Origin of the sequence: Geminicoccus flavidas (assembly GCF_009806515.1) — a bacterium.
Classification (GTDB): Bacteria; Pseudomonadota; Alphaproteobacteria; order Geminicoccales; family Geminicoccaceae; genus Geminicoccus; species Geminicoccus flavidus.
This window is the reverse complement of record NZ_WUJP01000215.1, coordinates 1-16,458: the sequence shown is the minus strand read 5'-3', so window position 1 is coordinate 16,458 and position 16,458 is coordinate 1. Positions and strand designations below refer to the sequence as shown.

Genomic DNA, 16,458 nt, shown 5'->3' with positions numbered 1-16,458 from the left:
GCCGGCCTGGCCCTCGACGAGCTGCGGCAGTCGGGTGGTGGCCACTACCGCGCCGCCGTCGTGGCCCCCGATGGCCGCAGGACTGTCCTGTTCTGCGCCAGGACTGGTAGCGATCGACGGGGCGACAAGAACCTGCTGGCCGACATGCGCCGCTTCGCGCGCGGGCAAGTCGCGGCGTAGTTGCGCAAATCCGAGTAAGTCGATGTATAATCAAATTCGAGTAAACAACGCGCCGCAAGGCGCACAACCAGGGAAGGACATGGACCACTCCTACAAGCACGCAATCACCACTCAGACTTACTCGACCCTGATCAAGACCGCCGGCAAGAACCTGCAGCACGTCTGCCACGGCCTGTCCCGCGAGTCCGGCTGGTGGAACGACCCCAAGACCGGCGCGCCGATCGACCCCAAGACCCCGTTCCTCGTGCCCGCCAAGCTCATGCTCTGCGTCACCGAGCTGTCCGAGGCCTGCGAGGGCGACCGCAAGGGCCTGCCCGACGACAAGCTCCCGCACCGCCCGATGCTGGAAGTCGAGCTGGCTGACGCCATCATCCGCTGCTTCGATCTGGGTGGCGCGCTCGGCTTTGATGTTGGCGGGGCTATCGCCGAGAAGCTCGCCTTCAACGCGCAGCGCGCCGACCACAAGCCGGAGAACCGCGCGCAGGCCGGCGGGAAGGCGTACTGATCATGGCCGAATTCGACTGCTACAGCGCCAACGGCAAGGATTACCACGACGGCAACAAGTGGGACGCGATCGATGAACTCGACCGCGACGGCGAGCTGGAAGCCGGCCGCTGCTACTACCTTGGCGTGTCCGTCCGCCCGAAGCCGTCCAGCTTCTTCGACTTCGAGGACATGATCGATCGCATGCAGGCCCTGGCATTCGACGATAGCGGCGAGCACGCCGAAACCTACCTCGACAGCCACGACCTGCCCGACGCCAAGCGCGCCGAGCTCAAGACCATGATCGAGAACTGGCTCGACGCCAACGTCACGCCGGCCTTCTACAAGGTCACGCAGGTCCAGTGCTTCCAGGTCACGCAGGACGACATCGACGACTTCCGGAACCGCGACTGATGGAAGCCCGGGCCAACAACCAAGACGACCTCGTCGAGTGCCCGGACTGCGGCGGCTCGGGCAAATGCTACGGCCGCTGCGCCCTATGCCAGGGCAAAGGCGGGCTGAACTGGCGCACGGGCGAATCCGTGCCGCTGTCCGACGTGCCGCTGCGCGTCGCTGCCGACAACGACTTCGAAGGAAAGGAATGAGCGACTTCTACATCATCAGCGTGAAGCACACGCGGCGCGATCAGCGCTACATCACCATCTGGGGGCCGGGCGACTGCGGCTACAAGCAGCGCCTGAACACGGCCGGACGATACGACGAGCGAACGGTCCGGGCGAAGCTCGGCTACTACAACTCGGGCAGCAGCACGATCGCCGTGCCGTCCGACGTGGTCGAGCGCCTGGCGGTGACCGTCCCGCCCAGCGAGTTCGCCGGCGCGGATCCGGCGCCGGGCCTGCCGAGCGTGCTGCTGAATACCCGCGACACGTGGTCGACGCTGATCCTGAACGCGATCGAGCCGCCGCCGTACAAGGTCGATCCTCATTACCAGGGCACGGCCGCAGGCAAGGGGGCCGCATGCTGACCACGCCCGAGCAGGCCCGCGAGAAGTGGTGCCCGATGGTGCGCATCGCGCGCGTCGAGCAGCAGAAGATCACCACGGACACGAACTGGGGCACGCAGCGCTCCGATGACATCGTCGTCGCCAGTTGCAACCGCGACGCCCTGGGTAGCCCGGCCGGCTTCGTCCTGAACTCCTGCCGCTGTATCGCCGACAAGTGCGCGATGTGGCGGTGGGCGCCGAGCACGACGACACACATGGAGCGGAGGACCGAGGCGCGTGACTTCGCCCTGCCTGGCGGCGGGAAGGAGACGCGCCCCGTCGAGTTCGACGTCAAGGTTCCGGACGCGCCCACGCAGGGCTACTGCGGCATCGCCGGCCGGCCGGAGGTGGCATGATGGCCGCCTCGTTCAACATCTGGGAACGCAACCCGGGGCGGGCTGGCGACCGCGAGCTGCTGGAGCGCGCCGCGCGCGCCTACGGGTGCCAGGGCCTGGACTGGCGCAACGGCAGCTTGGCCTTCTACTACGACGACCCCGAGACCGGCCGCGAGGAATGGAACCCGCTGCAGCGTCTTGATCAGGCCATGCGCCTGGCCGTGCTCAAGGGCTTCACCGTGAGCACGCGGGCGGGCAACGGCCACAAGTCCCGAGTCTGGGACCAGTTCGGCGTCAGCCTGTGCACGGTCGGCCACAACGGCGATCCGGTTGCCGCGACCTGCCGCGCCATCGTGCAGGCGGCCGCCGAGGTGCTGGACCGGTCATCATGAGCGGCCAATCCCGCCGCGCCAGCCTTGCCGAGGCTGGCGTCAACATCGCCATCGGCTATGTGGTCGCGATCGCCGCGCAGTGCCTGATCTTCCCGCTGTTCGGCATCCATGTCGGGCTGGCCGAGAACCTGGGCATTGGTGCGGCCTTCACGGTCGTCTCGCTGGTGCGTAGCTACGTGCTGCGCCGGCTGTTCAACTGGCTGCAGGTGCAGCGGGCCTGACGCCGGATTGATAGTCTCGTGCACGCGACCGCTAAGGCGTTGGGAAACCAGCGCCTTATTCATTTTTGATGATAGAATGGGCGCTCGTCGGGCGTGGTGCCCGGAAATCAAGGAAGGGAATGGACCTCAACATCGAAGCCATGAAGGCGGCCGCGAGAGCGGCGACGCAAGGCGAATGGAGCACCAACGGCGGCTCGCTCGTGATCTGTGACGGCGCCCACATGATCGACTGCGACACGGCCGAAGACGCCGCGCACGTCGCCACTACCTCGCCAGCCGCCGTCCTGGCGCTGATCGAGGAACTGGAGCGGACGCAACGCAACCGCGACATGTGGAAGGGCCAATGCGAGCGGCAGGCCGCCGAGCTGCGCCGCATCCACAACGAGCAGGCCGAAGCCGTGGGGTTCAAGCCGTGAGCTACGTCCCCCATCCTTCGACCATCGCCCACCGGGCCATCGAGCACCTGAAGGGGCTACCGCCCGGTGGCACAATCGCCACGGGCCCGCTGGCGGAAATCCTCGGCACCGACACCGGTACGATCCTCACCGGCCTGCAGACCGCAATCAAGCACGACGTCGTGGTCCGCGAGCGCATCAACGGCCTGTTCCACTGGCGGATGGCCGATCAGTCGGCCCGCGTGGCGGCCTCACCCGAGCCGCTGGTGGACAAGCCGTCCGCGCCCAAGGTGGAGCTGCCCAAGCCCAAGCCCGAGCCGGACGAGCGCCGGTTCGAGGGCGTGAGTATCGACGGCCCGCGTGCCCGCCGCCCCGAGCCGGAGCCGGAGCCGCCTGCCGCTGAGCCGGTTGCACCGGCGGCCGAGCCGCTGCCGGAAGCCGAGCCGGTCGTTGATCCGCTGCCCGTCGAGATGCCGCCGGTGGTGCTCGTCTCTGAGGTCCAGCCGTTCCGCTTCTCCTGGTGCAACGACGGCACGATCACGGTGAGCAAGGGTGGCGGCTCGGTCGTGCTCGACAAGGCGGACTACGAGGAACTCGCCCGGTTCATCTACGTGCTGCGGAACCATCTGTAACGCGCGCTGCGCGCCCGATGTCGTGACCAGATGATGAACCTGTCGAAGCACCGATCCATCGGCCAATCTTCAGGAGAGCATCATGCTCGGTTTCGTGTTGGGCGTCGCAGTCACAGCGGCGGTGTGGGTCTACGAGGCCAGGACCGGCTTCTTCGCCGGCAAGCTCAAGGCCCTGCGCAGGTCGTTTGACAACATGCTGGGCTGACATGGCAATCTTCGGCCAGCTCTCCCGGGACGAGATTCTCCAGGAGTTCACGCACTACGGCATGATCTATGGCTGCGTGCCGGTCTACCTGGGCGACCCCTACGGGCCGGCGCCGCTGGTCCAGGTGCGCAACTGGTGGCCGGAGTGGATCCTCGGTGCCGCCGACGCGGTGTTCGGATTCCTGGCGGCCATCCGCCAGTCGATTGATCCCACCTGGGAACATCCGGGCTTTCCGATCGCCGTCCTCGGCAAGATCGAGGCGTAGCATGGAACAGCACCGCAACCCCGACGGCACGTACAACGGCGCTGCGGTGCTTTCCGATCTCACCGGCATCCCGCAGGACGGGGTGCGGCAAATATTCGAGCAGGTGAAGGCCAACCACGCCAAGTTGGCCGCCTGCGCATTCCATGACTTCGCTCCGCTGGGCGGCCCGCGCAAGCGCTACCGCTGCCAGAATTGCGGCGGCGAGGTCGATTTTCACGCCTACCACTGGCACGAACAGGGACGTAGGCCACGATGATTAGCGACCAACTGTCATTCTTCTCCGGCGCGGCTGCTGCCGGTGCATTTCTGTCACTCTGCAACAGGGACACGATTAACGCCGGCTACCTCGCGTTCTTGGCGTGGGCATGCTGGACCGGCCGGAAGCTGCCGCCATGCTGACGATACCTCCCGCCGTCGCCAGCCGGTTCACCCAGCTATTCTGGCCGCAGCTCGACGCTGCCATCGAGGCCTGCGCCATCATCGAGGACTTCGCGCCCGCCGACCGTCAGCCGGACGGCCCGATCGACGCGCCGGGCCTCACGCCGGCGCAGCGCCTCTACCTGTTCCACCTCGCCCAGCAGATGGCCCTGCGCAATCACCTGGCGCTGAGCGACGCCGACGATTTTCTGGATCGCCTGGCGGCCTGAATCGGCTGCGGTACGGGCGGGCGTCGTGACCGTACTGTGGTGTCATGCGCCCGAACCTCGCCCACGCCGTGCCGATCCTGTTCCTGAAGTCATCCTTCAAGGGCCAGCACGGCTATGCCCTCTACGGCCATCCTATGCGGTGGCACAAGATCACCGCCCAGAAGCCTGCGCCCAAGGGCGCGCCGACTGCCGCGCACCCGCTGGCCAGCGGCGAGCACGCGCCGACGCAGCACCTGGCCGAGCACGAGTGGAACCAGCTCAAGCTGCCCGACTCGAACACCAACGCCGGCACCTACAACGGCCAGCTCGCCAAGCTGAAGCAGATGTCCGAGGCCGGGCACGTCACCGGCATCCTGGCGTCCAGCTTCGGCACCAACACCTACGGCAAGAAGCTGGCGGCAGTGGCCAACCATCTGCTCGGGCTGCACGGCAGCGAGCACAAGGTGGCGCCTGGTCAGAAGGCCGGCGAGCACCCGGCGGTGCAGACGCGGCCGGCGCCAAAGCCTGCGCCCGAGCCGGCCAAGCCAAGCCTGACGGCCCCGACGCCGCCGTCGCTCAAGGACTTCAACTACAACCTGGTCGCCAAGCAGTGGGCCCAGATGTACGAGGCCGGCGCGCACGACGCGCTGAAGGCCAGCCTGTCCAAGCTCGCCGCGAGCGTGCAGGACAAGCCGAGCCTGGCGGCAGGTTCGGACGGCCTGGCGCTGCTGAAGTACGGCGTGCAGCTCGCCAAGCTCGTGGGCGGCGACAACCCGCTGCAGGCCGCCGTGACGCCGACCGCCGCCGCGCCGAAGGCGGCCACCCCCGCGCCGACGCAGCCGGCCGCGCACCAAGCCGCCGCCGCCGTCGATTGGTCCGCGCTCACCCTGCCCGACTCGAATTCGAACGCCGCCTCGGTGAACAAGAAGGTTGCCGCGCTGAAGGCTGCCGCCGAGAAGGGCGACGCGGCCGCCGTGCAGGCGATCGCCACCGGCAAGAACACCTACAACCTGAAGATCGAGGCGGCGAAGCAGAAGGTCCTGGCGGCGCTGGGCGCGCCTATGTCCGGAGCTGCTCCGGACACAGCGGGAAAGCCTGTGGACACAGCGCCGCCGCCCAAGGTCGCGCGCGTGTCTGCGACCAGCGCGCCGGCCTCCGCTGCGGACAAGTTCAAAGCGGCCCTGGCTGCCGCGACGACGTCTGCCGCCGCGCAAAAGGCGGCGCTCCAGTATGTCGTCGATGCTGGCGAGTCGGCGAACGCCTGGTCCACGGCGATCAACGGCCTGAACTTCGCGGGCTTCACCATCCCGGCACACAATCTGAGCGAGAACCAGGGCTTCGGCCAGGCGGCGAAGATGCTGGCGGCGCTGGACGACGACGCGCCGGCGGCCATGCCCGAGCTGTCGCTACACGGCAAGGTCGCGGCGGCCGGCAGCTCCAGCAAGGTCGCCGACCTGCTCTACGACCACGTCACCAACAACGGGAAATCGCCCGAGGCCTTCGACGAGGCCCAGGCGGCCGCCTTCGACCACGGCTACCACGACCACGCCGACAACATCGCCAAGTGGAAGGACAGCACGCATCCACCGGTGGTGCAGCCGCCAGCGCCTGACCCAGCCCCGGCGCCCGCCGCGAAGACTGGCGTCGACGCCGTGCAGATCCCCGACTTCGGCCAGGTCTCGGACTGGGACAAGCGCTATACGCTGATGGCCGAGCACATCAAGCAGTCGGTCCTGGAGAAGGGCAAGGCGGGCTTCGGTGGCGGCCTGGTCACCGTCCACAAGTCCGGCTGGAAGGCGGGCGGCTTCACGCTGAAGGTGCCGAACGGCACCGGCGGCTACTTCAAGGCCTTCGTGGGACCGAACTCCACGGCGGTGCGCGCGCAGAAGATGCACGCCTTCATGGTGGAGCTCCAGACGGCCGCCGGCAAGACGCCGGCCAAGAAGGCGCCGAAGGTCTCCAACGTCGTCCAGGCCGGCCCCAAGGAAGGCGACACCAAGACCGAGAACGGCGTCCAGTACGTCCTGAAGAACGGCCGCTGGCACAAGGTGCAGGCCGACGCGCCTGCGCCCGAGCCGGCCGACGCCGGTCCTACCGACATCTCGAGCTGGAAGAAGGTCGGCCAGCAGCAGGGCTCGAACCCCGGCGGCCTGTTCGAGGCGCCCGACGGCACCAAGTGGTATTGCAAGTTCCCGCCCAACCCCGAGCACGCCAAGTCCGAGGTGCTGGCCGCCAAGCTCTACGAGGCGGCCGGCGTGAAGGTTCCGTCGCTCAAGATGGTCGAGCAGGGCGGCAAGCTTGGCATCGCTTCCAAGTGGGTGGACGGGCTCAAGCAGGCCGGGCCGGACAAGCTGGCGAAGGCCAGCGGCGCGCACTCCGGCTTTGCCGTCGACGCCTGGCTGGCAAATTGGGATGTGGTCGGCCTGGGCAATGACAACCTGGTGCTCGGTGCCGACGGCAAAGCCGTGCGCGTGGACGTGGGCGGCGCCCTCGAGTTCCGCGCGCAGGGCGGCAAGAAGGAGCTGGCGGCCTCGGTCACCGAGCTCAACACCCTGCAGGACCCGAAGGTCAACGCGCAGGCGGCCGCCGTGTTCAAGGGCATCACGCCGCACGACATCGCCGCCAGCGTGGCGAAGGTCGTCTCGGTGCCTGACAGCGTGATCAAGTCGCTGTGCAAGCACTACGGGCCCGGCGACGACGCCGCGCGCTTGGCGCTGGCCGAGAAGCTGATCGCGCGCAAGGACGACCTGCTCAAGAAGTACCCGAAGGCGGCCAAGGCCCTGAAAAAGCGCCTGAACCCGTCGGCGCTGCCGGTGGACCCGGCGCGCCTGCCAAAGGCGCACGACTTCGCCAACTGGAACGGCCCGGGCAAAGGCTTGTCCTCGAAGGACCACGTCAACGCGGCCAACGCCGCCGTCGAGCAGGAGATGCTGGCGTTGGCCGCTGCCGGCAACTTGCCGGCGCTCAAGGCCTTCCAGTTCCACTCCCTGGACAAGGAGACCGGTCAGGCCACCGGCGCCGCGCACCCGATCGCGCAGCACCCGTCCAAGCACGTCGTGCAACTGCACATGGACCTGGTGCAGATCCTCGACGAAATCGCCAACCCGCCCGAGCCGCTGAAGCTGTTCCGCTCGACGGACGTCAGCAGCGTTGAGGCGCTCGCCGATGCCTTCCCGTCGCAGCCGTTCGGCACGACCGTCGCTAAGGTCAAGTCGAACGAGAAGCTGGGCTTCTGGGTCGCCATGGGCCAGGTCTCGTCGGTCGAGCACCTGCGGCCCAAGACGGTCTCGCACCTGTCGGCGGCGGCGATCGCGGCAGCCAAGCAGAAGTTCCAGGAGGCCTCGCCGCTGGCCAAGCACTTCGTGCAATCGGTGCAGGCGTCGGGCTCCTACAACGACCTTTTCCGGCAGGGCAAAGAAAAGGACCATGCCGGAAACAAGCTGTCCGACGTCGCGCAGGCCGCGCTGGAGTTCGCGACCAGCCAGCCGGAAGGAACTACAGTCTACCGCTGGCAGAACATGTCGGACGAGATGGTAAAAAAGGTGCTCCAGGCACCCGAGGGCACCGTATTCCAGGCGACGGGGCCAATGTGCACGTCGTATGATCCAACGGCAACGTCGCACTTTGGCAAGCATCGCGTGGTTATTCGCTACGCCAAGGGCGCCAAGGCCGTCGAGTCGTTCGGATCCGGAGCATTCAAAGGTGAAAAGGAAATCACCACGTTGCCCAACTCGCGGTTCGTCGTGCTGTCGCGCCAGATGACTAATGGCCGCCTGGAACTCGAGGTCCTCATGCTCCCGCCCGACTTGGGCATTACTCAAAAAAGCGCGTAAAATATGACCATGGACAAACGTGAAATCGAAGGCTCGCCGGAGCGCGCGGCCGATCGCGGGCGGGGCGAAGACCTGGGCTTCCCGACCGGCGATGCCCGTCCCTCGCTTGGCGATCCCGATGTGGTCCGTGGCCTGGTGCAGGACTTCGGCCAGGCCGTCATTGGCGTGCGGGCCGATTACAACGGCGGCAAGCTCACCGGCGAGCAGGCCCAGGACAGCATCAAGAAGCTGGCGCAGGCCTACGGCGACAAGTTCATGGGCCGCGATGCCCGGTTCGCGGCGCTGCCGTGGAACTCGCCCGAGCATCTGGGCAAGCGGATCAAGCAGGCCGTGCCGGATGCCAGCGACACCGACCCGGGCGCAGCACTGTTCCTGGCGCTGGCGGCATCCCTGATCGACGTCGCCGTCCAGCACGAGAACCAGAAGCTGTCCGACCCTGCTGCCAAGGCGCACGTGCAGGACGCCATCTCCAGCGTTTCCACCCTGTTGCTGGGCACGCCATGACGGGTCCGATCCTGTTCGTGAAGGCCTACGTCCCGCCGCATCTGCGCGGCGGCCATCAGGTGAAGGGCTACCATCGCCGCGACCGCCCGGGGCACAGTCAGCCCGCCAAGGCGGTGCACCACCCCGAGCTCGACCACCACGGCGAGCCGGTGAAGATCCACCAGCCGTCCACACCCACGCCGCTCGCCGCCTTCGGCGATCCCAAGGCGGTGGCCACGGTCGTGCCTGGTGGCGAGGTTCCGGCGCAGCTCCACGGCGTGCTGTTCGAGCCGTGGGCCGACCACCCGACCACGGCCGAGGGCTGGGACTACGTCGACGGCGTCAACGACGACCTCGATGAGCCGCCGATCCATGCGCCGAAGGGCAAGGTCGTCGCATCCGGCGTGGTGATCGAGGAACCTGACGGCCGCATATGGCTTGTAGCGCCGACCAACGGGTTCGGCGGCTACAGGGCTTCGTTCCCGAAGGGGAACGCGGAGCCGGAATTGTCGCTGCAGGCCAATGCGATCAAGGAAGCCTTCGAGGAAACCGGACTGAAGGTGGAGATCACGGGCTTCGTCGGGGACTTCGAGCGCACCACCTCCGTGGCGCGCCTGTACTTGGCCAAGCGGGTCGGCGGCACGCCGGCGCGCATGGGCTGGGAATCCCAGGCTGTGCACCTCGCACCCAAGGACAAGCTGTACGGCCTGCTGAACATGGCGACCGACCACGGCCCGGCCGAGGCCATCGGCGCCGGTCCAAAGCCGCCGCCACCGCCGAAACCGCCCGCGCAGCCGTATCCAAAAAACCACGAGTCCGGCATGTTATTTTAGGTGACAAAAGAAACCGAACCGATTTAGACGACCCTTGCTCAAATTTGAGTATACTAAGGCTTTCCATCCAGGGTCCTCAAAATGTGGTTTTGTCTCAATAACGGATTTCTTTCCGTCGTCGCCCCCGCAAATGATCTTGAAGGTGAATTCTTGCTGGTGCGTGCTCGCCGGCAAGGTGACATCGAGCGGTATTTCCCCGGCGCTAAGGTTGAGCGCCGTCCGGAGCGCGATTACTTGTTCCGTGCGCTGGTCCCGCGCGAGGAAGTGGCGGCAGTGATCGCCGCCGAGATCGCCGGCATCGACTACAACAACTTCAAGAACTCGGTGCGCGACGACCGCCTGCACGGCGCCTACGCCCGCGTGTGGAGCACGATGGCGGCCTTGCAGCCCACGCCGCCTTACTCAGGCACCCGTGGCCGCCGCCGCCCCGCTCAACTGGCGTTTCCCAAGGTTGCCGAATGAGCGAAGTCGTCGAGTTCGAAATCGCGGAGGACGCGCAGTTCTTCGCGCCGGTGTCCGCTGACCTGATCGATGGCCTGATCGGACAGTACCAGCAGGCGCGCCAGCGTATCGACCAGCTCGCCGCCCTGGTGAGCGGTGACCTGGGCAACGTCATCCACTACTTCATCGACGGCAACTGCGGCGACGACCGCCTGCACCGCTCGATCTACGTGGATCGGCTGTTCAAGCCAGAGGGCGCCATCGCGGCGCTGAATGCCGCCTACTGGTCGAAGGCGATGGGCCTCACCGACGTCTACGATGCGATGCCGCAGAAGCGCCGGGACGAGTGGAACGAGCAGATCCGCAAGCACGAAACGCCCGAGTTCGAGGAAGACACGGTTCGCGCGACGATCATGGACCTGCTGAATGCCCGATCCAAGTTCTTCGCCGAGCGGGTCGACGGCATCTTCCGCTCGCTGTCGCATGAGCACGTGACCAACTGCCCGCAGGGCTTTGGCAAGCGCATGATCGTGGCCAACCTGTTCAACTTCTACAGCGGCGGGCATGCGTCATCCAACTGGTCGCGCATGGGCGTGATCAATGACCTGCGCTGCGTGATCGCGCGCTTCATGGGCCGCGAGGAACCCAAGCACTACGCCACTAACTCGGTGATCGAGAACGGCCGCCGCCACCGCCCGGGTGAGTGGGTGACGCTGGACGGCGGCGCCTTGCGCATCCGCTGCTACCTGAAGGGCACCGCGCATCTGGAGGTGCACCCTGACATGGCCTGGCGGCTGAACCAGGTCCTGGCGTCCATGCACCCGACGGCTATCCCGGCCGAATTCCGCACGCCGCCCAAGCGCAAGCCGCGCGTGTGGCGGATGATGAGCAAGCTGCTGCCGTTCGCCGTCATCGCGCTTCTGGAACGCCTGAAGCCTGCCCGCGAGCCCTACCAGAAGGGCTACGAGACCTATTATCGCGACATACCGCTCGGCTGAGTGTTCGACTTTGGCGACCACGACAAGGCCGCCATGGCCGAGGCCGCACGGGTCCTGGAGGCCATCGGCGGCGTGCGCGTGCTGCGCGAGGGCACCAAGGGCTATTGGTACTGGCAGTTCGACTACCTGATCGACGACGTGCTGGCCGACATCATCGCCTCTGGCTGCATCCCCGACCAGAAGTCTCACCAGTTCTACCCGACGCCGGAGAGCGTGGCGCAGCAGGCGGTCGATCTGGCGCAGATCGGCCCGGGACATTCCTGCCTGGAGCCCAGCGCTGGCCAGGGCGGGCTGGCGGACCTGATGCCCAAGGACCGGACGGACTGCGTCGAGATCAGCGGCCTGCACTGCGGCATCCTGAAGTCCAAGGGCTACCGCGTGGTCGAGCACGACTTCCTGACGTGGCAGCCGATCTGCCGGTACGACCGCATCGTCATGAACCCGCCGTTCAGCGAGGGCCGGGCCAAGGCGCACGTCGAGCATGCCTTGTCCATGCTCAAGCCGGGCGGCCGGCTGGTCGCGGTGCTGCCGGCGTCCTTCCGTGGCAAGGGCCTGTTCGGTGAGCAGCCCGAGGACTGGACGGCGCCGATCACCGGCGCGTTCGCCGATACCAGCGTATCGGTCGCGATCGTGGCAATCGGCACGCCGCCGGCGTCGTGACCACACAATGGGGCCAGCTCAATAGACTGGCCCCACTACCATGCAAAAGTGCATCCTGCTGTTCGGCGCGCGCGCCGCGATCGGCGAGCTGACCAAGTCCATGCCCGCCGACGACAACCGCCCGCCGGCTCCCCCCGCCGAGCAGCCGGCCAAGCCTGACGGCAAACGTGAGGATCCTGCCCCGGCGAAGCCCGACGGCGCCCCGATCGACCGCCACCACAAGCAGGCGGCTGCCGACTTTGCCGGCTGGGCCGAGCATCCCGACCTCCCCGACCACGTGAAGCAGGCCGCTGGCGAGCACCGCGACCGCCTGGTGGCGGCCAAGACGCCCGAGCAGAAGCGCAAGGCCCTCCAGGCCGCGCACAAAGACCTGGGCGGCATGCACCAGGACGAGGACGTGCCCAACCACGTCAGCTCGAACATGCGCGACCGGATGAACGCCATCGGCGATGCGGTAAAGTAGAGTTCCTTCCCTGCCGGGCCTCACCCCGGTTTATGCCCCGCCTGTCCCGGCGGGGCCTTTTTTTGTCGTGACCGCATCCTGTTGTCATGGGAAGTGAGATCAAAATCAGGCTGCCGGAGCCGCACAAGGCCCAGCAGAAAGCGCTGGCGCGTGCCGGGCGCTTCAACGTCGTCGCCATGGGTGAGCAGGGCGGCAAGACCACGCTCGGCATCGAGGCGCTGCTGGCCGGCCCCAAGGGCGCCCTGCGCGGCTTCCCCACGGCCTGGTTCGCCGAGACGGCGGCCGATCTGGTCGAGGTTAAGCGCCAGGTGCTGCGGATCGTCGACGCGCTGATCAAGCGCCGGCCGAACGCGCGGCGCGTGGAGCTCACCACGGGCGGCCTGATCGACTTCTACGCTCTGGATGATGCCAAGCTCGAGACCTTCGAGCAGTACGGCACGGTCGTGCTCGACGACGTGGCGCGGGTCGATGGCCTGCTCGACCTCTGGGAGGACGTGGTCCTGCCGGCGCTGCGCCAGCACGGCGGCCAGGCTTGGCTGTTGTCGGTGCCGTTCGGCAAAAAGAACGCCTTCCACAAGCTCTACCAGATGGGCCGCGAGGATCCGGACTGGTCGTGCTGGCAGTTCAGCAGCTTCGCCAACCCGCACCTGCCGGTCGAGATGGCCGCCGAGGCCGAGAAGGTGACCGAGCCCGAGCGGCTCCAGCGGTTCGAGGCCGAGTTCCTCGACGTGGCCATCGAGCTCACCGACGCGCAGCGCATCATCGGGCCCGACGAGCGCTTCATCGACTGGTGCGAGCGGCTCGAGCAGGATGGCCTGAAGGTGGACGGCCACCCGTTCTCGCTGTCGGACCGCCCGGCCATGCGGTTCGTCTACGAGCTGATCCCGTCCGCGATCGAGGAAGCCTACGAGCGCACCGACGTCATCATGAAGTGCACCCAGGTCGGCTTCACGGTCATGGAGATGCTGGCCATGATCTACCTGGCGCTGCGCTTCGCGCCGGCCAAGATCGGCATGTTCATGCCCTCGCAGATGCTGGCGTCCGGCAAGTCGAGCGAGCGCTTCATGCCGATCGTGAAGACCGTGCCCAGCGTCTACCGGATGATGACCGAGAAGAACGCCTCGGGCGGGCGCGGCGGCGAGGGCAACGTGCTGATCCGCAACCTGGGCCCGTCGCGGTTCCACTTCCTGTGGACCTCGGGCAAGACCGCCACCGAGTCCTTCCCGATGGACGTCGTGTCCTTCGACGAGGTGCAGGAGATGGCGATCGCCGACATGGAGAAGACGCAGGAGCGTCTGTCGGCGTCGTTCCTGAAGTACACCCTGATGGGCTCCACGGCCAACTGGCCGGATAGCGACATCCACTTCTGGTACAAGAAGGGTAAGCAGTACCAGTTCCACACGCTCTGCCCGCACTGCGGCACCCACCAGGTGCTCGACGAGCACTTCCCGCAGTGCATCGGCTACGACCCCGAGGCGCCCAAGCGCGTCACCCGCCGTGGCGAGCCGAACCTGCCCGGCGAGTACCGCTACCGCTGCCACGAGTGCCAGGGCTGGATCGACGACCCCCAGCAGGGCGAATGGCGTGCCAAGAACCCAGACGCCGAGATCCGCTCGATCCACTTCCCGCAGTTCCTGTCGCCGACCATCTCGCCGCGCAACATGATCGAGGCGTATCACAACGCCGACGACATGAAGAACTATTTCAACCGGAAGCTCGGCAAGCCGTACACCGACCCCAGCCAGGTCCCGGTCAACTTGGAGATGCTCAACGCCTGCGCCGAGGAAGGCATGGCGCGCGGCCTGGTCTGGAAGACGCGCGCGCGCGGCACCTTCATGGGCATCGACCAGATGGGCGCCTTCAATGTGGTGGTCATCAAGGAGCGCCTGGAGGACGGCAAGCAGGCCGTCGTCCACCTGAAATACATCTTCGACGCCGACCCGTTCGCGCGCTGCTCGGAGCTGATGGACCAGTTCGGCGTGCAGTGCTGTGTGGTCGAAACGCTGCCCAACTACAACGACGCCAAGCGCTTCGCGCAGCGTCACCCGGGCCGCGTCTTCCTGGCTGGCTACGGCAACATGGACAACGAGATGCTGATCTGGGGCGACACCCCGCTCAGCAATGCCTCGGACCGCCGGACCGACGACAGCGAGCTCGACCGCTACACGGTGCGCCTGGACCAGTACAAGTGCATGCAGGTGTCGATGGCGCGCTTCGCCAAGAAGCTCTGCCTGTTCCCGGATCCGGCCGGCCTGGTGCAGGACTACACCGAGAAGGGCGAGACCAAGCCGGTGCCGGTCTGCAAGGACGTGGCCTTCTTCCACTTCACCCGCACGGCGCTGATCGCCGAGAAGGACGAGGAAGAAAAGAAGTACAAGCGCCGGGTGGTGAAGGTCGGCATCGACCCGCACACGAGCTACGCCAACATGCTGTGCGACGTGGCGTGGGCGCGCGCGCATGGCACCAGTACCTTCCTGATGCCGCAGATCGACGAGAAGCCCGTGCAGATTCTGCGCGGTGGCGGATCTGCCGTGCTGGAGACCATGCCCAGCGCGGCGCGGCAGGTCCTGCAGCAAGATGACCTCACGGGCGAGGTGTGCGGGCGCTGCACGGCCTTCGACGCCGATCGCGGCTACTGTAACGAGCGCGCGATGCTGGTGCGCCCGGCCGATCCCGGCTGCTTCCAGTTCGTGGCGAAGGACTGGTAGGTCAGGCGGCCGCCTGCTGGGCCTTGGCCCGCGACTTGCGGTAGTAGGTCGCGTCGGCGCGCTTGCGGTGGTAGCGCGCCATCTGGTCGGCCGACCTGCAGGTCCGGCACCAGCCATCCAGTTTGCCCTGCTTGTCGCGCGGGGCGAAGTTGAACAGGTCGGCAGCCATTTCCTCGCCACACTTGGGGCAGCGCTTCATCTTCATGCCGCCACCCCGGCCTGTGCCCTGGCGATCTCGACGAGGCGCGGGTCGGCCTTGGTCAGCACGTCCAGCAGGAGGCGCTTTTCCTCCAGGTAGGTCACCGCGAACTTCGGGTCGTGCATGACGATGCTGCTGGTGTTGCTGATGAGGTCGGCGACCTTGATGGTCTGGACCCATGCCGGCGCACTAGACAGGCGCAGGCGCGAAGCCGCCTTGCGCTCGGCTCGGTTGCCCTGCTCCAGGTCGGACAGCAGCAGCACGCCATCCATCACGCGCATGCCGAAATTTCCGGCCAGGGCGTGAACGGTCACGCCCTGGTCCTCCATGCTGTCGTGCAGCCAGGCCGTAGCGATCATGATGTCGTGCAGATCACCGGGCGCCACCGTGGCGACGATGCCGGCCACCTCGGCAAGGTGATCCGTGTAGGGGTTGTTGGTGTACTTGCGGCGCTGGTCCTGGTGGACCTCGCGCGCGAACAGCATCGCTCGAAAGGCAAGGTTCATCATTTCTCCTGGGGCAGGGCTGGATGGCAATGATTATGCCTCAAAATTGAGCAACATGCCGGATGCTTACAAATTATTCTTCGGGCGTCGTGACCTTATGCTGTTGCCATGACCGATACTGCCCGCGCTGTAACCGCAAACCCTGACGCGCCCGCCGATGAGCGGTTCGACGCGACTGCCGAACGGCAGCGCGAGTTCCTGCCGTCTTCCGTGCCCGACATGCTGCCGCTCGTGCAGTACGTGGCCGAGCAGTATGCGGAGCAGCAGGTGATGGAGAAGGCCCTCACCCGGGCCAAGGTGATCCCGTTCCCGTCGCGCGCCGCCGAGCAGAAGAAGGCCGGCATGCAGTCGGTCTTCCTCGACGACCGGCGCATCAACATCCAGGGCGAGTGGTTCGACCGGCAGTCGAACTTCTCGTTCGACGCCATGCGCAACATGGTCGTCCAGACGCCGGTGCTGGCCTCGGTGATCAAGACCCGCCAGCGCCAGGTCAAGCGCTTCTGCCGGGTATCCGAGAACGGCAAGGGCCCGGGCTTCCAGATCAAGCTGAAGGACCCCAACGGCAAGGTCGGCAAGACCCAGCAGGATGAGATGCTG

General features: G+C 66.7%; 25 protein-coding genes. 23 read left to right on the top strand and 2 right to left on the bottom strand.

Annotated features, from left to right (window positions below; translation table 11 throughout):
• The 22 genes from EQG76_RS32065 to EQG76_RS05915 form a co-directional block, all read left to right on the top strand.
• Window positions 1-180, top strand: a 180-nt coding sequence (locus EQG76_RS32065) for a hypothetical protein (protein WP_235031224.1), incomplete at its 5' end; no start/stop codon positions are given.
• 79 nt (window positions 181-259) lie between these two features.
• Window positions 260-685: a nucleoside triphosphate pyrophosphohydrolase family protein gene (locus EQG76_RS06005; RefSeq protein ID WP_200840591.1), complete on the top strand. Its 426-nt coding sequence runs from the start codon at window positions 260-262 to the stop codon at window positions 683-685.
• A 2-nt stretch (window positions 686-687) separates the two neighbouring features.
• Complete coding sequence (locus tag EQG76_RS06000) at window positions 688-1,077, top strand: hypothetical protein (protein WP_159711505.1); 390 nt, start codon at window positions 688-690, stop codon at window positions 1,075-1,077.
• Complete coding sequence (locus EQG76_RS05995; RefSeq protein WP_159711503.1) at window positions 1,077-1,268, top strand: hypothetical protein; 192 nt, start codon at window positions 1,077-1,079, stop codon at window positions 1,266-1,268. Before EQG76_RS06000 ends, EQG76_RS05995 begins: the two co-directional genes overlap by 1 nt.
• Window positions 1,265-1,648 carry a hypothetical protein gene (locus EQG76_RS05990; protein WP_159711501.1) on the top strand — a complete coding sequence of 128 codons (384 nt, stop codon included), beginning with the start codon at window positions 1,265-1,267 and terminating at the stop codon, window positions 1,646-1,648. The genes EQG76_RS05995 and EQG76_RS05990 overlap by 4 nt, the downstream gene beginning before the upstream one ends.
• Window positions 1,642-2,022: a hypothetical protein gene (locus EQG76_RS05985; protein ID WP_159711499.1), complete on the top strand. Its 381-nt coding sequence runs from the start codon at window positions 1,642-1,644 to the stop codon at window positions 2,020-2,022. Before EQG76_RS05990 ends, EQG76_RS05985 begins: the two co-directional genes overlap by 7 nt.
• Window positions 2,019-2,393, top strand: coding sequence for a hypothetical protein (locus tag EQG76_RS05980; RefSeq protein ID WP_159711497.1), 375 nt, complete (start codon window positions 2,019-2,021; stop codon window positions 2,391-2,393). Before EQG76_RS05985 ends, EQG76_RS05980 begins: the two co-directional genes overlap by 4 nt.
• Window positions 2,390-2,614 carry a DUF7220 family protein gene (locus EQG76_RS05975; protein ID WP_159711495.1) on the top strand — a complete coding sequence of 75 codons (225 nt, stop codon included), beginning with the start codon at window positions 2,390-2,392 and terminating at the stop codon, window positions 2,612-2,614. Before EQG76_RS05980 ends, EQG76_RS05975 begins: the two co-directional genes overlap by 4 nt.
• A gap of 119 nt (window positions 2,615-2,733) precedes the next feature.
• Window positions 2,734-3,030: an ead/Ea22-like family protein gene (locus tag EQG76_RS05970; protein ID WP_159711493.1), complete on the top strand. Its 297-nt coding sequence runs from the start codon at window positions 2,734-2,736 to the stop codon at window positions 3,028-3,030.
• A complete protein-coding gene (locus EQG76_RS05965; RefSeq protein WP_159711491.1) occupies window positions 3,027-3,641 on the top strand; it encodes a hypothetical protein in 615 nt (204 codons plus the stop codon). Before EQG76_RS05970 ends, EQG76_RS05965 begins: the two co-directional genes overlap by 4 nt.
• Window positions 3,642-3,723: 82 nt before the next feature.
• Window positions 3,724-3,846 (top strand): hypothetical protein, encoded by a 123-nt coding sequence (locus EQG76_RS32710; RefSeq protein WP_255476478.1) that lies wholly within the window; start codon window positions 3,724-3,726, stop codon window positions 3,844-3,846.
• A gap of 1 nt (window position 3,847) precedes the next feature.
• Window positions 3,848-4,111, top strand: coding sequence for a hypothetical protein (locus tag EQG76_RS05960; protein ID WP_159711489.1), 264 nt, complete (start codon window positions 3,848-3,850; stop codon window positions 4,109-4,111).
• 1 nt (window position 4,112) lies between these two features.
• Window positions 4,113-4,367 carry a hypothetical protein gene (locus EQG76_RS05955; RefSeq protein ID WP_159711487.1) on the top strand — a complete coding sequence of 85 codons (255 nt, stop codon included), beginning with the start codon at window positions 4,113-4,115 and terminating at the stop codon, window positions 4,365-4,367.
• A 109-nt stretch (window positions 4,368-4,476) separates the two neighbouring features.
• Window positions 4,477-4,758: a hypothetical protein gene (locus EQG76_RS05950; protein ID WP_159711485.1), complete on the top strand. Its 282-nt coding sequence runs from the start codon at window positions 4,477-4,479 to the stop codon at window positions 4,756-4,758.
• 44 nt (window positions 4,759-4,802) lie between these two features.
• Entirely contained in the window at window positions 4,803-8,570 is a 3,768-nt protein-coding gene (locus EQG76_RS05945; RefSeq protein ID WP_159711483.1) for a hypothetical protein, read from the top strand.
• 9 nt (window positions 8,571-8,579) lie between these two features.
• Complete coding sequence (locus EQG76_RS05940; RefSeq protein WP_159711481.1) at window positions 8,580-9,074, top strand: hypothetical protein; 495 nt, start codon at window positions 8,580-8,582, stop codon at window positions 9,072-9,074.
• Entirely contained in the window at window positions 9,071-9,886 is an 816-nt protein-coding gene (locus EQG76_RS05935; RefSeq protein ID WP_159711479.1) for an NUDIX hydrolase, read from the top strand. Before EQG76_RS05940 ends, EQG76_RS05935 begins: the two co-directional genes overlap by 4 nt.
• 81 nt (window positions 9,887-9,967) lie before the next feature.
• Complete coding sequence (locus EQG76_RS05930) at window positions 9,968-10,348, top strand: hypothetical protein (RefSeq protein ID WP_200840590.1); 381 nt, start codon at window positions 9,968-9,970, stop codon at window positions 10,346-10,348.
• Window positions 10,345-11,325 carry a DUF4942 domain-containing protein gene (locus tag EQG76_RS31595; protein WP_200840589.1) on the top strand — a complete coding sequence of 327 codons (981 nt, stop codon included), beginning with the start codon at window positions 10,345-10,347 and terminating at the stop codon, window positions 11,323-11,325. The genes EQG76_RS05930 and EQG76_RS31595 overlap by 4 nt, the downstream gene beginning before the upstream one ends.
• Window positions 11,326-11,985 carry a methyltransferase gene (locus EQG76_RS31590; protein WP_200840588.1) on the top strand — a complete coding sequence of 220 codons (660 nt, stop codon included), beginning with the start codon at window positions 11,326-11,328 and terminating at the stop codon, window positions 11,983-11,985.
• Between the two features lie 40 nt (window positions 11,986-12,025).
• Window positions 12,026-12,448, top strand: a complete 423-nt coding sequence (locus EQG76_RS05920) for a hypothetical protein (protein ID WP_159711477.1) — start codon at window positions 12,026-12,028, stop codon at window positions 12,446-12,448.
• Window positions 12,449-12,534: 86 nt separating this feature from the next.
• Entirely contained in the window at window positions 12,535-15,156 is a 2,622-nt protein-coding gene (locus EQG76_RS05915) for a phage terminase large subunit family protein (protein ID WP_159711475.1), read from the top strand.
• 1 nt (window position 15,157) lies between these two features.
• Here the strand turns inward: EQG76_RS05915 and EQG76_RS05910 are convergent, their stop codons facing one another.
• Entirely contained in the window at window positions 15,158-15,361 is a 204-nt protein-coding gene (locus tag EQG76_RS05910) for a hypothetical protein (protein WP_159711473.1), read from the bottom strand.
• Complete coding sequence (locus EQG76_RS05905; RefSeq protein ID WP_159711471.1) at window positions 15,358-15,861, bottom strand: HD domain-containing protein; 504 nt, start codon at window positions 15,859-15,861, stop codon at window positions 15,358-15,360. Before EQG76_RS05905 ends, EQG76_RS05910 begins: the two co-directional genes overlap by 4 nt.
• 108 nt (window positions 15,862-15,969) lie before the next feature.
• On the opposite strand from EQG76_RS05905, the gene EQG76_RS05900 reads away from it, so the two are divergent.
• Window positions 15,970-16,458, top strand: a 489-nt coding sequence (locus tag EQG76_RS05900; RefSeq protein WP_200840587.1) for a hypothetical protein, incomplete at its 3' end; no start/stop codon positions are given.

Bases quoted from the DNA above. Each gene is read 5' to 3' on its own strand.
- EQG76_RS06005 (WP_200840591.1), top strand. From the start codon at position 260: ATGGACCACTCCTACAAGCACGCAATCACCACTCAGACTTACTCGACC.
- EQG76_RS06000 (WP_159711505.1), top strand. From the start codon at position 688: ATGGCCGAATTCGACTGCTACAGCGCCAACGGCAAGGATTACCACGAC.
- EQG76_RS05995 (WP_159711503.1), top strand. From the start codon at position 1,077: ATGGAAGCCCGGGCCAACAACCAAGACGACCTCGTCGAGTGCCCGGAC.
- EQG76_RS05990 (WP_159711501.1), top strand. From the start codon at position 1,265: ATGAGCGACTTCTACATCATCAGCGTGAAGCACACGCGGCGCGATCAG.
- EQG76_RS05985 (WP_159711499.1), top strand. From the start codon at position 1,642: ATGCTGACCACGCCCGAGCAGGCCCGCGAGAAGTGGTGCCCGATGGTG.
- EQG76_RS05980 (WP_159711497.1), top strand. From the start codon at position 2,019: ATGATGGCCGCCTCGTTCAACATCTGGGAACGCAACCCGGGGCGGGCT.
- EQG76_RS05975 (WP_159711495.1), top strand. From the start codon at position 2,390: ATGAGCGGCCAATCCCGCCGCGCCAGCCTTGCCGAGGCTGGCGTCAAC.
- EQG76_RS05970 (WP_159711493.1), top strand. From the start codon at position 2,734: ATGGACCTCAACATCGAAGCCATGAAGGCGGCCGCGAGAGCGGCGACG.
- EQG76_RS32710 (WP_255476478.1), top strand. From the start codon at position 3,724: ATGCTCGGTTTCGTGTTGGGCGTCGCAGTCACAGCGGCGGTGTGGGTC.
- EQG76_RS05960 (WP_159711489.1), top strand. From the start codon at position 3,848: ATGGCAATCTTCGGCCAGCTCTCCCGGGACGAGATTCTCCAGGAGTTC.
- EQG76_RS05955 (WP_159711487.1), top strand. From the start codon at position 4,113: ATGGAACAGCACCGCAACCCCGACGGCACGTACAACGGCGCTGCGGTG.
- EQG76_RS05950 (WP_159711485.1), top strand. From the start codon at position 4,477: ATGCTGGACCGGCCGGAAGCTGCCGCCATGCTGACGATACCTCCCGCC.
- EQG76_RS05945 (WP_159711483.1), top strand. From the start codon at position 4,803: ATGCGCCCGAACCTCGCCCACGCCGTGCCGATCCTGTTCCTGAAGTCA.
- EQG76_RS05940 (WP_159711481.1), top strand. From the start codon at position 8,580: ATGGACAAACGTGAAATCGAAGGCTCGCCGGAGCGCGCGGCCGATCGC.
- EQG76_RS05935 (WP_159711479.1), top strand. From the start codon at position 9,071: ATGACGGGTCCGATCCTGTTCGTGAAGGCCTACGTCCCGCCGCATCTG.
- EQG76_RS05930 (WP_200840590.1), top strand. From the start codon at position 9,968: ATGTGGTTTTGTCTCAATAACGGATTTCTTTCCGTCGTCGCCCCCGCA.
- EQG76_RS31595 (WP_200840589.1), top strand. From the start codon at position 10,345: ATGAGCGAAGTCGTCGAGTTCGAAATCGCGGAGGACGCGCAGTTCTTC.
- EQG76_RS05920 (WP_159711477.1), top strand. From the start codon at position 12,026: ATGCAAAAGTGCATCCTGCTGTTCGGCGCGCGCGCCGCGATCGGCGAG.
- EQG76_RS05915 (WP_159711475.1), top strand. From the start codon at position 12,535: ATGGGAAGTGAGATCAAAATCAGGCTGCCGGAGCCGCACAAGGCCCAG.
- EQG76_RS05910 (WP_159711473.1), bottom strand. From the start codon at position 15,361: ATGAAGATGAAGCGCTGCCCCAAGTGTGGCGAGGAAATGGCTGCCGAC.
- EQG76_RS05905 (WP_159711471.1), bottom strand. From the start codon at position 15,861: ATGAACCTTGCCTTTCGAGCGATGCTGTTCGCGCGCGAGGTCCACCAG.